Source organism: Nonomuraea sp. NPDC049158 (assembly GCF_040648335.1).
Classification (GTDB): Bacteria; Actinomycetota; Actinomycetes; order Streptosporangiales; family Streptosporangiaceae; genus Nonomuraea.
Genome location: NZ_JBEZDM010000003.1, coordinates 29,340 through 41,993, shown reverse-complemented (window position 1 = coordinate 41,993; position 12,654 = coordinate 29,340). Strand labels below are relative to the sequence as shown.

Sequence of the window (12,654 nt, the reverse complement as noted above, 5' to 3'; positions counted from 1 at the left end):
ATCAAACGCCCTGTTGACGCCACCAGGCAAACGCGTCGGGCAGCACCAACGGCATCCAGGTGGTCGTGGTCAGGCCGGCGATCTCCGGCTCGGTCGTCCATCGGGCGTCGGTGATCTCGTCGCCGTCGGGGGTGGGCGTGCCCGACTCGATGACGCAGCCGTACACGGCGATGACGTACGCGCACTGGTGCCCGTTGGGGTAGACGGTGCGGAATTCGGGCCCGCCGTACACACCGATCAGGCCGCGCGGCACGACGTCTATGCGGAGTTCTTCCTGGAGCTCTCTGACCAGGGCGTCCTCGGGGCGTTCATCGGGGTCGACGCCGCCGCCGGGCGCCGCCCAGAGGCCCACGTCGCCGTGACGCGCCATGAGCGCCCGGCCCGCGGCGTCGAACACGAAGCCGCAGACCGACGGAAGCATCAGCAGATCGGAGCCCACCTTGGCCCGCACCCCGGCCAAATGAGGCGAAATCGCCACGTCAGCCCCTCAACGTGCCGTCGGCGCCGGAGCCCCTCGGCGTGCCGTCGGGGCCGGAGCCCTTCAGCGTGCCGTCGGGCCCCGCCACCAGCAGCGCCTTGACGCCCAGCTCGGCCGCCACCGCCTCGTCCTCGGCGCTCGGCCCGTCGCCCGCCGTGACCAGCGCCGCCGCCTCGAGCGCCTGCGCGCCGCTGGAGACGGCCGTGGCGACCGCCACCTGCACGGCGGAGAGCGTGAGGGCGGAGAGCGCGACGTTCGTGGCGGAGTAGGTGCGCCCGGTCTCATCGCGTACGGCGGCGCCTTCGGCCGAGCCGTTGCGCGCCCTGGCCGCCCGCGCGAGCGTAATGATCTTGCTGTCTTCTGGATCGAGAGTCACGAGCACTAGGTTAGGCGCTGGCCATCCCGACAGGTTAGGCGCCGACCACCCCGACCGGTCAGGCACTGACCATCCCGACGGCGGCGCTGAGCACCTGCCGGGTACGCTCCGGGTCCACCTTGGCGATGCCCGTGTGCACGACCGACACCAGCGTGTCACCCGAGCGGGCGAGCATCACGTCCAGCGCGTACGGGTAGCCGTTCAGCCGCCCGCGCAACTCCGCGCCCACCGCCTCGTCGCCCACGTCCTCGACCGGCAGCATCGTCAGCCGCAACCGGGTGCCGTCGCTCGCCCGCACCGCCCGGCACGCCTCCAGCGCCTCGGTCAGCTCCTCGATGCGCCCTTCCGCCTCCGAGCCCGCGTAACGCGCCAGGCCCACCCCGGCCACCTCGCCCAGCTCGTCCCCCTCGAAGGTGGCCGCCGCCTGCGCCGTCAACGCTCGCGCGGGCGCCCGTCCCGCCGCCGGATCCAGCGCGGCCCGGCAGTTGTGGTCCGCCGGGGCGAACGGCACCCGCCACGGCTCCTCAGACCGGACGGAGAAGCCGTCGGGCAACTGCGGATCCTTGTTCAGCGCCTCGCGCAGCCGGGCCATGGCTTGAACGTCGACGTAACTCTCGACCGGCCCGCCGCCGCATCCGGCGAGCAGCCCGCCCATGATGGCCAGGACGATGATCCCGCGTTCCATGATTCCCCCCGGTTCGCAACGTCCCCAGGCGACGAATACGGCAATCCACCGGAGTCACCAACAAAGCCCCAAACGCTAAAAGGGGGTTCTCGTCCGGCTTACCGGACGAGAACCCCCTTTACGCCGAGCAACGTCGCGATCGGCTAGCAGACCGAGACGTTGTCGTCCCCCCCAGGGGCATCCTCCCGCCGCGAACCCCACCCGGCGTTCGGATGCTTCCCCAGTGACACCCACCGCACTGGGGTGTCGGGATTAAGGCTGTCGTACCCCGCTTGCAACCGACTTGTAGAACACTTGCCACATCCATCGCAAAACGGTCAGCGCGCTGTCAGTCGTGCTCAGCGGCGGCGGGCACGACATCATCCTCATGCGGAACCACCCTGCGGACGACCACGGTGCTGATCCGGTTACGGCGCCCGGCGAGGCTCTCGGCCGTCAGCCGGAGCCCGGCCATCTCCGCCTCGGAACCGGCGATCGGCACCCGGCCCAGCGCGTGGGCGAGCAGCCCGCCGACGGTCTCGACGTCGTCGACCTCGATCTCGGTGTGGAACAGCTCGGCGAGCTCGTCGACCGGCATCCGGGCCGTCACCCGGAGCCCGCCGTCGGGCATGGTCTCGACGCGGGGCGCCTCCCGGTCGTACTCGTCGGCGATCTCGCCCACGATCTCCTCGAGCACGTCCTCGATCGTGACCAGGCCGGCCGTCCCGCCGTACTCGTCGATGACGATGGCCAGGTGGATCTGCCTGGCCTGCATCTCGCGCAGGAGCTGGTCGATCGGCTTGCTCTCGGGGACGTAGGTGGCCGGCCGCATGATCGACTCGACCTTCTCCTCGCCGCCGTCCTCCCCCGAGTCCGACTCGTGCACCCTGCGGGTGACGTCCTTGAGGTAGGCGATGCCGATGACGTCGTCCTCGTTCTCGCCCACGACGGGGATGCGGGAGAAGCCGCTGCGCAGCGCCAGCGAGAGCGCCTGGCTGAGCGTCTTGCCCCGCTCGATGAAGACCATGTCGGTACGCGGCACCATGACCTCGCGCACGAGCGTGTCACCCAGCTCGAAGACCGAGTGGATCATCTCCCGCTCGTCGGGCTCGATCATCCGCCGTTCCTCGGCCAGGTCGACCAGGTCGCGCAGCTCCGCCTCGGAGGTGAACGGGCCGTCGCGGAATCCCTTGCCGGGAGTCAGCGCGTTGCCGAGCAGGATGAGCAGCTTGGGCAGCGGGCCGAAGATCCGGGTCAGGCCGTAGACGATGGGGGCGCTGGCCAGCGCGATCGGCTCGGCGTGCTGGCGGCCCAGGGTGCGGGGCGAGACGCCGACGATCACGTAGCTGACCACGATCATGACGGCGGCCGCGCACACGTACGCCCAGCCCTGGTCGTGCATCAGGTCGATGAACAGCAGCGTCGCGATCACCGTGGCGATCAGCTCGCAGCTCAGCCGGAGCAACAGCAGCAGGTTGAGATAGCGCGGCGGGTCGTTGACGATGGCCCGCAGCCGCGGGGCGCCACGCCGCCCCTCGCGCACGAACTCCTCCGCGCGCACCCGGGAGATGCGCGTCAGTGCCGTTTCCGCACTGGCGATCAGGCCACCGATCACCACGAGGGCGATGGCCAGAGGCAACCAGGCGTTCACCGCGGGCTGCGCACCTCCCGCCACGACTCGAGGAGCCGGGCCTGCAGGCCGAACATCTCCTTGTGCTCCTCAGGCTCGGCGTGGTCGTAGCCGAGCAGGTGGAGGATGCCGTGCGTGCACAGCAGCTCCAGCTCCTCCTGCGCGCTGTGACCGGCCTCCTCCGCCTGCCGGGCGGCCACCGGCGGGCAGAGCACCACGTCGCCGAGCAGCGCCGGGTCGGCGGCGGTGTCGGCGTCGCCGCGCGCCCCGCCGCCCGGTCGCAGCTCGTCCATGGGGAAGGCGAGCACGTCGGTCGGACCCGGCTCGCCCATCCACTTCTCGTGCAGCTCGGCCATCGTGCGCTCGTCGACCACCACGATCGACAGCTCGGCGAGCGGGTTGATGCCCATCTCGCCGAGCACGTGCGTGGCCAGCTCGACCAGGCCCTGCTCGCCGACCTCGGCGCCCGACTCGTTATTGATCTCGATGCTCAACGTCTCTTCCCCCGATGCTGGATCTGCTTCGGCTCCTGAAGCGCGTCGTAGCGGCCGTAGGCGTCGACGATCTCGCTGACCAGCTTGTGGCGGACCACGTCGGCGCTGGTCAGCCGCGAGAAGTGGATGTCGTTGATGCCGTCGAGGATCTCCTGGACCACCCGCAGGCCGCTGACCGTGCCCGAGGGCAGGTCGACCTGCGTGACGTCACCGGTCACCACGATCTTGGAATTGAAGCCGAGCCTGGTCAGGAACATCTTCATCTGCTCGGCCGAGGAGTTCTGTGCCTCGTCGAGGATGATGAAGGCGTCGTTGAGGGTACGGCCGCGCATGTACGCCAGCGGGGCCACCTCGATCGTGCCCGCCGCCATCAGCTTGGGGATCGAGTCGGGGTCCAGCATGTCGTGCAGCGCGTCGTACAGGGGGCGCAGGTAGGGGTCGATCTTCTCGTAGAGCGTGCCCGGCAGGAAGCCGAGCCGCTCCCCCGCCTCGACGGCGGGCCGCGTCAGGATGATGCGGTTGACCCGCTTCTCCTGCAGCGCGCGTACGGCCTTGGCCATCGCGAGGTAGGTCTTGCCGGTGCCCGCGGGACCGATGCCGAACACGACCGTGTACTGGTCGATGGCGTCGACATAGCGCTTCTGGTTGACGGTCTTGGGCCGGATCGTCCGGCCACGTGAGGACAGGATGTCGAGCGACAGCACCTCGGCCGGGCGGTCGGACGTCATGCGCAGCATGGCGATGCTCCGCTCGACCGCGTCGGCGGTCAGCTCGCCGCCATTGCGCAGCACCTCGACCAGCTCCTCGAACAGGCGCACCACGGCACCGCTCTCGTCGGGGCTGCCGGTGACGGTGATCTCGTTGCCACGCACGTGGATGTCGGCCCTGAACGCACCCTCGATGACGCGCAGCAGCTCGTCACGGGAGCCCAGGAGGCTGACCATTGGGTATTCGTCCGGTATCAGCACCTTGGCTTGAGTGCGCGAGGGAGGTGCCGTTCTTCGGGATTCATGTAGTTCGGACATGGGCAGGCCAGCGGCCTGATGCCTCCCGGTCTGTTCGGATGTACTTCTCCGCCCATCGTAGCCGGGACCAGGCTGATTACTCGCGCCAATATCACCGCGCCAGATCAGCCGGGCGGCCACCGCAGATCGCGCCCGCCGAGCACGTGGGCGTGCACGTGGAAGACCGTCTGCCCGGCGCCCGGCCCGGTGTTGAAGACCACCCGGTAGCCACGCTCGGCCACGCCTTCCCGCACGGCCACGGCGTGCGCGGTCTTCAGCACGTCGTCGGCCAGGCCGTCGTCGGCCTGAGCCAGGGCGGCCGCGTCGGCGTGGTGCTCCTTGGGGATGACCAGCACGTGCGTGGGCGCCTGCGGGTTGATGTCGCGGAAGGCCAGCGCCCGGTCGTTCTCGAGGACGATCTCGGCCGGGATCTCCTTGGCCACGATCTTGCAGAAGAGGCAGTCGGTCACAGGCAGCACCCTACCCACAGGGCTCGCCCTCCTCGGTCCTGCCCAGCTTGGCCGCCCCCAGCTCGTCGGCGATGATCCCGATGTCGTCAAGGGTCGGCTCCTCCGCGGCGAAGACGTACTTCGTCACACAGGCCCTGAACACCTCGCTGAACCGGGTGTAATGCTCCAGCTTGGGCCGCGTGGCCGTCGGCAGTGAGTCCTTGATCGCGGAGGCCAGTCGCTGGAGGTCGACGCTCGTCGGCGGAGTGCCCGTCTCACGCGCGTCGGCCCCGGGGCAGACGCCCACGTCCTCGTACGCCGCCTCGACGACCGGGCCGTAGCCACCGCACGCGAACAGCTGCCGCTGGTTGTCCGGCTGGAGGAGATATTTCACGAACTTGAGGACGTTGTCGTACTTGGTGGATCTGGCAGTGATGGCGAGGTTCGAGCCGCCGAGTGTCGCCGGGCCGGGCAGCTTCGACAGCGCGAACGGCGTCCTGCCGTCGTTGATCAGCTGCAGATCCGCGTACGGCCAGTGCCGAAGGTACCCGGCACCCCCCTCGGCGAAGGCGGCCAGGCTTTCGGCCTCCTTGTCCTTCCAGGAGTCCCCCAGCGTCTGGTCGCTCTGCCACTGCCGCATCCACCGCAGCGCGGCGAGCGCCCGCTGGTCGTTGGGCGCCTGGTCGAGCACGATCTCGCCGTCGCCGTCGACCACGGTGGCGCCATAGGCGCGGAGCAGTTCGAGCAGCCCCACGGTCCTGCCCTCGTATTCGTCGAGCTGCGCCAGGTACCCGCCGCGGCGGTTGGTGGCCCCGGCCTGGCGGGCGGCGGGCCAGAGCTGGTCCCAGCTCGTCGGCTTCGGCAGGTCGGCCCTGCGATACAGCAGCCCCACGTCCACCTCGAACGGCAGCGCGTACTGCTTGCCGTCCCACTGACCGCTCTCGCGCGCCTGGGGTACCAGGCCAGAGGGGACGTCCTCGGGCCGGATCTCGCGGAGCAGGCCGGCGGCGGCGAACTCGGCCGTCGAGGCCATGTCGATGATCAGCAGGTCGTAGGCCTGGCACGGGTCGGCCTGGGCGGCGGCCAGCATCTCGTCGTGCTTGAGGTCGGCCACCCTGGAGATCTCGATCATCTGGACGAGCGGGCCCTTCCAGCGGCGGATCAGCTCCCTGCGCGCGCCGCCGACGCTCACGTCATCGCCGGTGGCGACCCTGATCACGTCGTCGTCCACGCACTGCTCCGCGGGCGCCGGCCGCTCCTTGACGCCGACCACGACGAGCGTGAGCAGCACCCCCGCCGCCGCGCCCACGGCCGCGGCCCGCCAGCTTCCGGTCACGGGCTCTCCCGCCACAACTCCGTCAGTTCCTTGTCGACCTCGTCGGCCGGGGGTCGGTACGGCGTCGAGGCCTCGGCCCGGCTGATGGGCGCGCACTTGACGACCTTGCCGGCGGCCTTGACCAACAGCTTGATGTGGTCCGCGTCGCACCGCTGCTCCCCGGTGAGCAGCAGCCGTACCCTGAGTCCTTTCACCTTCCGCAGGGCGGCCACCATCCGGTCGCGGTCACCTGCCTGGTGGGCGCCGTCGGTCAGCATGACCACGACCGGATTGGGGGTGTCCGCCAGCCGGGGCGCCGCCTGCGCCAGCACGTCTCCGAGCGGAGCGTCGCGCCCGGCCGCGGCCAGCGTCTCCAGCCATGCGGACACCTGATCGGTGCCCGTCGCCAGAGTCTTGCCGAGCCCGCCGGAGTCGGAGAAGGTGGCCAGCCAGACCCTGTCGCGGCCGTCGCGCAGGCGCCTGAGCAGGGTGCCGGCTCCTGAGCCGGCCCTCTGCAGCGCGGTGCCGCCCGTGATCGGATTGCCCATCGAGCCCGACGTGTCGACCAGCAGCAGGAACGACGTCTCGGGATGCGCCTTGCCGAGACGGTCGATCAGCCGGGCCGGTTCGACGGTGGCCGGTTCGGCGCTGTCGGCCTGCCCCGAGCCGAGCTCCCTGCCGAGGGGCATGGGCTCCTTGCGGTCGGACACGCCCGCCGAGTCGCGATAGCCGTACGGGGCGAGCTTGTCCTGGGCGAGCCAGTCGTGGAAGTCGATCACCGCCCGCTCTCGCGCGTCGTTCCACTGGTCGGCCCACTTCAGCCGCACATAGCGGTAGCTGAGGGTGGGCAGGCCGTCGAGCCGGTGCCAGGACAGGCCCGCCGTCTGCCGTCCCTGGGGGCACGCACCCAGGTCCTGGTGCTTGTTGACCGCGTAGATGAGGTGCTCCGGCACGATCATGGCGAGCGATTCCTTGCCGGTGTCGAAGCCATCGCGGGCGTGGCAGAGAAGGCTGGCGGCGTCGGAGAGCGGGAGGTCCGGCGGGGTGTAGGCGATCTCGTCGTCGATGTCCTCGGAGATGTTCTCGGCGGCGCCGTAGAGTCCGGCGCTGGCGATGAGCCCGATCTCCGACAGGTCGGCGCGCGGCCTGGCCAGGGGCGTCTCGACGCTCTTCAGCCAGGCCCGCATCCCGGGCAGGTCCGTGGGCGGGGACCGCGTGCCCAGCCGCGCCTCCAGCGCGGGCGTGAACGCGACCAGCAGCGCGGAGGTGGCCACCGGCGTCATCCGTTCGAACGTGACCTGGCCCAGGTTGGCGAACGCCTGGCGGACATATTCCTCGGTGGCCGCGCTGGAGGGGATCCAGATGTCGGGGTGGACCGCGATCAGCGCGCGGTAGGTGCTGCTGTTCCAGGAGGCGGGGTCGTTCCACTCCTTGTTGGCGGCCTGGGACATGGTGGCGAGCGGCGGCTGGGGGGTCACGGAGAACCGCACGCGTGGGCAGCCGCGCAGGTCGGCGCTCTCGTCGGCGTAGCGGTGGCCGGCCGCCTGGAGGGCGGCCACGTTCTCGGCGGAGGTGAGCATTCGCAGCTCCAGCGGCTGGTCGCAGGGGGTGGAGAGCGCCCAGCCCAGTCCGATCCGTACGAGCGGCCCGCCCTGTAGGACGAGCACCACCGCGAGCACCCCGGCGACGAACCCGAGCGCCCCGGCCGTCAGGGGCCTGGTCGGCCGGCTCACCCACTTGATGGCGGTCTTGACCGCCTTGGCGACGGACACGACCACGTCCCACACCCTGCCGAAGAACGCTCTCAGCGGCTTGCCGAGCCCCTCGACGACCCTCCCGACGGCGCCCTCCGGGACGCGGATCAGGACCGCCACCACGACAACGGTCAGGACCAGCATCACCACGGCGGCCACGATGAACACCACGCGCCCGACCTCGCCGCCGTCCAGCAGTGGCGCCGCCACAGCCCCCAGGAAGGCCCAAAGTGGCGTCACGATGACAGCCACATCCTTCAGCGGGTCGCTTGGAGAGGCCGAGGGGTCGTCGCCCTCCTGCGGCTTGCTCTGAGTGGCCGAGGCGGCGTTGCCCCCCTGCGGCTCGCTCTGAGTGGCCGGGGTGGCGTTGGGGGATGGGTCGGGGTCCGGCATTCTCCCTTGATCCTAGATCGGACGGAATCCCCTGTCTCCGTTGCGAATCGGTAATCCGCCGTATCGTGCGTCCGAAGATCCTCGCGGTTAGGGTTAGTGTGCGAGACTGCCGAAAAATAAGACGATTCAGGGTCGGGCGAAGCCACCTGGCGAGGACACGACTGGCTAATGCCCTCTAAGGAACCGCAAGAGCGTAAACCCTCCGGGAAGGCCGCGCGTCCCAATGATGTGACCACCGAAACCCTCTTGGCCGACAGGTCGCTGGGGGCGGTGCCGGTCGGGTGGGACGCCGACATGGCCGTGACCGCGCTTTACAGTGCGCACTTTCGGTCATTAGTGCGTCTCGCTGTGTTGCTGGTGCGAGACATGGCAACCGCGGAAGAAGTCGTGCAGGACACGTTCGTCGCCATCCATGGCGCCTGGCGTAGACTGCGCGATCCCGACAAAGCACTTGCCTACCTGCGGCAATCCGTCGTCAACCGGTCCCGTTCCGTGCTGCGTCACCGCGCGGTCGTCGAGAAGTACGCGCCCAAGGGCCTGCCCGATGCTCCGAGCGCCGAGAACGGCGCGATCGGCGAGCTCGAACGCACCGCCGTCATCGAAGCGCTAAGGTCCCTGCCAACACGTCAGAGAGAGGCACTCGTCCTTCGCTACTACGGTGATCTGTCCGAGGCTGAGATCGCCCACGCCATGGGCATCAGCAAGGGTGCGGTCAAGAGCCACACAGCTCGTGGCATGGCCGCCTTGCGATCCGTCCTGGAGAAAATGTCATGACCCAGTCCCCCGACGAGTATGGCGACGTCCTGCGCCGTGTGCTCCGTGCGGAGGCGGACACGGTCGTGCCCTCGCCGGAAGGACTGGAGATCATCCGCGCCCGCATCGAGCGGCGCGGGGTGCGCAACCTGTTCTGGTGGCGAGCGGGCGCCGCCGCCGCCAGCGCGCTGCTGGTGGCGGGCACGATCGTGATGGTCGTTCCCGAGCTGCGCCACAAGGTCATCCAGCAGGAGACCGTGGAGCAGGTGAGAGACACCAGGTCCAAGCCGCCATCCAACTCCTCGACCAACCGGCCCGCCTCGCCCAGGCCGACCCCGCCGCCGGACGATCCGCCCGCCGTGGTGCCCGCGCCGATCACCTCCGCGCCGTTGCCCGCCTCGGAGACCGCCAGGTCCACCAGCAAGCCGACGCCCAAGGCGACACCGACCCCCAAGTGCCCGACCCCCGCCGAGGAGCAGCCGCCGAAGGACTGCCCCACGGGCGAGGAGACACCCACTCCGACGCCTACGCCCACCCCGACGCCGTCGGACACGAGCACCCCCGGCGGGCTTTGCCCGATCGAGGAGTGCCCGCCGACCGACATCGACACAACAGCCAACACCTTCGCCAGCCCGCTCGGCGGCACCCCCCTCGCCACACCGTGAGCGGCTGAGAGCTCACCAGCGCCCGGTTCGCGCCATGAGTACGGCCGCCGCCGCCACCCCCGCCGTCGAGGTACGCAGCACCGTCGGGCCGAGCAGCACCGGCACCGCCTTCGCCGCCCTGAACCCGGCCAGCTCCACGCCCGAGACACCCCCCTCGGGCCCCACCACGACGACGATGTCGCCCCCGGCGGGCAGCACCACGCCCGACAGCGGCTCGGCGGCCTCCTCGTGCAGCACCAGACCGAGCGCCGCGCCGCCGAGCAGCGCCTCGACCCCGGCCGTGGACACCGGCGCGGCCACCTCCGGCAGGTGGAACCTGCGGGCCTGCTTGCCCGCCTCCCGGGCCGTCGAACGCCATTTGGCCAGCGACTTGGCCGCCCTGTCGCCCTTCCACTGGGTGACGCTGCGGGCCGCCGCCCAGGGCACGATCACGTCGACGCCCGCCTCGGTCATCATCTCGACGGCCAGCTCGCCTCTGTCGCCCTTGGGCAGCCCCTGGACGACGACCAGCCTGGGCTCGGGCGGCGGCACCTCGTAGCGGCCCAGCACGTCGAGTCTGAGCGCGTCCTTCAGCGCCTCGCGTACCACGCACTCGGCGACCGTGCCGACTCCGTCCGTCAGGTCGATCCGCTCTCCGGCGCGCAGGCGCCGGACCGAGGCCGCGTGGCGCCCTTCAGGACCGTCGAGGACCAGCTCCGGCCCGGTGTGGTCGGCGAGGCCGTCGGCCAGGAATACCGGCACGGTCACCGGCGATCACCCCAAAGATTTTCACGTTCAGTAGCCATAGGATCACGAAACGATTAAGGTTGGCCGAGATCGCACCTTCCTGAGGTCACTCTACGAGGGGTTAGAGCGATGACCGTTCCGTCCAGGAACACCCGTCGCGCGCGGCGCTGGCCGTGCGCGCTGAAGACCCGGCTGACCGTCCTGCTCACCGTCCCTGCCACGATCGCCCGCGCGGCGCCGCGCCGGCTCGCCGGAAAGGCCCCGGACACGACGGAGCCCGCGGCCGAGGAGCCCCACCGTCTCGCCACCGGCCGGCCGCGCCGGCCGCCCGATCCCGTCGCCGTACGCGACGTGCTCCGCTCGGCCCTGAGCGCGGCCGGGTCGGGCCGCGCGGTGCTGGGCGAAGTGGACGACGCCCTGCTCAGGGGTACGGCCGTGGCCGAGATCGCGCACCTGGTGACCGAACTGGTCGACAACGCGCTGACCTGCTCGCCGCCCGACACCGAGGTGGAGATCCGGGCCAGCACCCGCGAGGGCGAGTGCCACATCGCGATCGTCGACCAGGGCGTGGGCATGACAGAGGGAGAGCGCGCCGCGGCGAACGCCCGGCTCCGTGGCGAACGGCGCTTCTTCGCCGCCCCCACCCGCTACCTCGGCCACTACGTGGTGGGCCGGCTGGCCGAGCGGCTCGGCGTGCGCGTGTGGCTGGACGAGTCGCCGCCACACGGCATCACGGCCCGGGTGGCCCTCCCGGGCGAACTCCTGGTGCCCTCACGGGTCAACGGCCGTTGACCGCCTCCCGCTCAGCGGCCGTTGAAGGCGTCCCGCAGCCGTGAGAAGAACCCCTGCTGCCCGGGGGCGAACTTCCCGGGCGGCCGCTCCTCACCACGCTGCTTGGCCAGCTCGCGCAGCAGGTCCTCCTGCGCCGGGTCGAGCCGCAGCGGGGTCTCCACGTTGACGTGGATGAGCAGGTCGCCGCGGCCCGTCTCGTTGAGCCGCTGCACGCCCCTGCCGTACATCGTGATGACCTGGCCCGACTGCGTGCCCGGCCGCACGTCGACCTCCTCGGAGCCGTCGAGCGTCTCCACGGCGAGGTTGGTGCCGAGCGCGGCGGCCGTCATCGGGATCTGGACCGTGCAGTGCAGGTCGTCGCCGCGCCGCTCGAAGATCTCGTGCGGGCGCTCGACGATCTCCAGGAACAGGTCTCCGGGCGGGCCGCCGCCGGGGCCGATCTCGCCCTCGCCGGCGAGCTGGATGTGCGTGCCGTCCTCGACGCCCGCGGGGATGCGGACCTTGATCGTACGGCGGGTGCGCACGCGGCCGTCACCCGAGCACTCCTGGCACGGGTGGCGGATGATCGTCCCGAAGCCGCCGCACTGGGGGCACGGCCTGGAGGTCATGACCTGACCCAGGAACGACCGGGTGACCTGGGAGATCTCGCCGCGCCCGTTGCACATGTCACAGGTGTCGGGGTGGGTGCCGGACGCGGCGCCCGCGCCCTGGCAGACCTCGCAGAGCACGGCCGTATCGACGACCAGCTCGCGGGTCGTGCCGAAAGCGGTCTCGCTCAGGTCGAGCTCGACGCGGATGGTCGCGTTGCGCCCTCTCCTGGCCCGCGAGCGGGGGCCGCGCGCGCCGCCGGCCGTACCGAAGAAGGCGTCCATGATGTCGCTGAACGGGAAGCCCGCGCCGAAGCCGGCCGCTCCCTGGCCCGCGCCCGCGCCGCCGAAGGGATCGCCGCCCAGGTCGTACATCTGACGCTTGTTGGCGTCGGACAGCACCTCGTAGGCCTGCGTGATCTCCTTGAACCGCTCCTGGGTCGCGGGGTCCGGATTGACGTCGGGATGGAGTTCGCGGGCAAGCCTGCGGTAGGCCTTCTTGATCTCTTCCTGACTGGCGTCACGGCGCACCCCGAGGGTGGCGTAGTAGTCGCTGTTTGCCACTTATCGACCT

Annotated in this window: 14 protein-coding genes; 3 read left to right on the top strand and 11 right to left on the bottom strand. The window is 70.6% G+C overall.

What is annotated here, in order from left to right:
* Position 1: 1 nt before the first annotated feature.
* The 9 genes from AB0B61_RS07940 to AB0B61_RS07900 all read right to left on the bottom strand — a co-directional run bounded on the left by AB0B61_RS07940 (position 2) and on the right by AB0B61_RS07900 (position 8,557).
* A complete protein-coding gene (locus tag AB0B61_RS07940; RefSeq protein ID WP_358429448.1) occupies positions 2 to 478 on the bottom strand; it encodes an NUDIX domain-containing protein in 477 nt (158 codons plus the stop codon).
* A gap of 1 nt (position 479) precedes the next feature.
* Positions 480 to 860 carry a cytidine deaminase gene (locus AB0B61_RS07935; protein WP_358429446.1) on the bottom strand — a complete coding sequence of 127 codons (381 nt, stop codon included), beginning with the start codon at positions 858 to 860 and terminating at the stop codon, positions 480 to 482.
* Positions 861 to 912: 52 nt separating this feature from the next.
* Positions 913 to 1,539, bottom strand: coding sequence for a hypothetical protein (locus AB0B61_RS07930; RefSeq protein ID WP_358429444.1), 627 nt, complete (start codon positions 1,537 to 1,539; stop codon positions 913 to 915).
* A 328-nt stretch (positions 1,540 to 1,867) separates the two neighbouring features.
* Positions 1,868 to 3,169, bottom strand: coding sequence for a hemolysin family protein (locus tag AB0B61_RS07925; RefSeq protein ID WP_358429442.1), 1,302 nt, complete (start codon positions 3,167 to 3,169; stop codon positions 1,868 to 1,870).
* The gene (gene ybeY, locus AB0B61_RS07920; RefSeq protein ID WP_225290749.1) at positions 3,166 to 3,642 is read right to left on the bottom strand and encodes an rRNA maturation RNase YbeY; all 477 of its coding nucleotides are present in this window, start codon (positions 3,640 to 3,642) and stop codon (positions 3,166 to 3,168) included. Before ybeY ends, AB0B61_RS07925 begins: the two co-directional genes overlap by 4 nt.
* The gene (locus AB0B61_RS07915; protein WP_358429441.1) at positions 3,639 to 4,667 is read right to left on the bottom strand and encodes a PhoH family protein; all 1,029 of its coding nucleotides are present in this window, start codon (positions 4,665 to 4,667) and stop codon (positions 3,639 to 3,641) included. Before AB0B61_RS07915 ends, ybeY begins: the two co-directional genes overlap by 4 nt.
* Before the next feature lie 104 nt (positions 4,668 to 4,771).
* Positions 4,772 to 5,122 carry a histidine triad nucleotide-binding protein gene (locus AB0B61_RS07910; RefSeq protein ID WP_358430413.1) on the bottom strand — a complete coding sequence of 117 codons (351 nt, stop codon included), beginning with the start codon at positions 5,120 to 5,122 and terminating at the stop codon, positions 4,772 to 4,774.
* 4 nt (positions 5,123 to 5,126) lie between these two features.
* Complete coding sequence (locus AB0B61_RS07905) at positions 5,127 to 6,431, bottom strand: extracellular solute-binding protein (protein ID WP_358429439.1); 1,305 nt, start codon at positions 6,429 to 6,431, stop codon at positions 5,127 to 5,129.
* Positions 6,428 to 8,557, bottom strand: a complete 2,130-nt coding sequence (locus AB0B61_RS07900) for a VWA domain-containing protein (protein ID WP_358429437.1) — start codon at positions 8,555 to 8,557, stop codon at positions 6,428 to 6,430. Before AB0B61_RS07900 ends, AB0B61_RS07905 begins: the two co-directional genes overlap by 4 nt.
* 294 nt (positions 8,558 to 8,851) lie before the next feature.
* Here AB0B61_RS07900 and AB0B61_RS07895 point away from each other — a divergent pair, with 294 nt between their 5' ends.
* Positions 8,852 to 9,331, top strand: a complete 480-nt coding sequence (locus tag AB0B61_RS07895; RefSeq protein ID WP_214638568.1) for a SigE family RNA polymerase sigma factor — start codon at positions 8,852 to 8,854, stop codon at positions 9,329 to 9,331.
* Positions 9,328 to 9,975: a hypothetical protein gene (locus AB0B61_RS07890; protein WP_358429435.1), complete on the top strand. Its 648-nt coding sequence runs from the start codon at positions 9,328 to 9,330 to the stop codon at positions 9,973 to 9,975. Before AB0B61_RS07895 ends, AB0B61_RS07890 begins: the two co-directional genes overlap by 4 nt.
* 12 nt (positions 9,976 to 9,987) lie before the next feature.
* Here the strand turns inward: AB0B61_RS07890 and AB0B61_RS07885 are convergent, their stop codons facing one another.
* The gene (locus tag AB0B61_RS07885; protein ID WP_358429433.1) at positions 9,988 to 10,722 is read right to left on the bottom strand and encodes a 16S rRNA (uracil(1498)-N(3))-methyltransferase; all 735 of its coding nucleotides are present in this window, start codon (positions 10,720 to 10,722) and stop codon (positions 9,988 to 9,990) included.
* A gap of 108 nt (positions 10,723 to 10,830) precedes the next feature.
* Here AB0B61_RS07885 and AB0B61_RS07880 point away from each other — a divergent pair, with 108 nt between their 5' ends.
* Positions 10,831 to 11,493 (top strand): ATP-binding protein, encoded by a 663-nt coding sequence (locus AB0B61_RS07880; RefSeq protein WP_358429431.1) that lies wholly within the window; start codon positions 10,831 to 10,833, stop codon positions 11,491 to 11,493.
* An 11-nt stretch (positions 11,494 to 11,504) separates the two neighbouring features.
* Here the strand turns inward: AB0B61_RS07880 and dnaJ are convergent, their stop codons facing one another.
* Positions 11,505 to 12,644 (bottom strand): molecular chaperone DnaJ, encoded by a 1,140-nt coding sequence (gene dnaJ / locus AB0B61_RS07875; RefSeq protein WP_358429429.1) that lies wholly within the window; start codon positions 12,642 to 12,644, stop codon positions 11,505 to 11,507.
* Positions 12,645 to 12,654 lie beyond the last annotated feature (10 nt).

Coding starts and splice junctions, on each gene's coding strand:
- AB0B61_RS07880 (WP_358429431.1), top strand. CDS start 10,831: ATGACCGTTCCGTCCAGGAACACCCGTCGCGCGCGGCGCTGGCCGTGC.
- AB0B61_RS07890 (WP_358429435.1), top strand. CDS start 9,328: ATGACCCAGTCCCCCGACGAGTATGGCGACGTCCTGCGCCGTGTGCTC.
- AB0B61_RS07900 (WP_358429437.1), bottom strand. CDS start 8,557: ATGCCGGACCCCGACCCATCCCCCAACGCCACCCCGGCCACTCAGAGC.
- AB0B61_RS07915 (WP_358429441.1), bottom strand. CDS start 4,667: ATGTCCGAACTACATGAATCCCGAAGAACGGCACCTCCCTCGCGCACT.
- AB0B61_RS07895 (WP_214638568.1), top strand. CDS start 8,852: ATGGCCGTGACCGCGCTTTACAGTGCGCACTTTCGGTCATTAGTGCGT.
- AB0B61_RS07930 (WP_358429444.1), bottom strand. CDS start 1,539: ATGGAACGCGGGATCATCGTCCTGGCCATCATGGGCGGGCTGCTCGCC.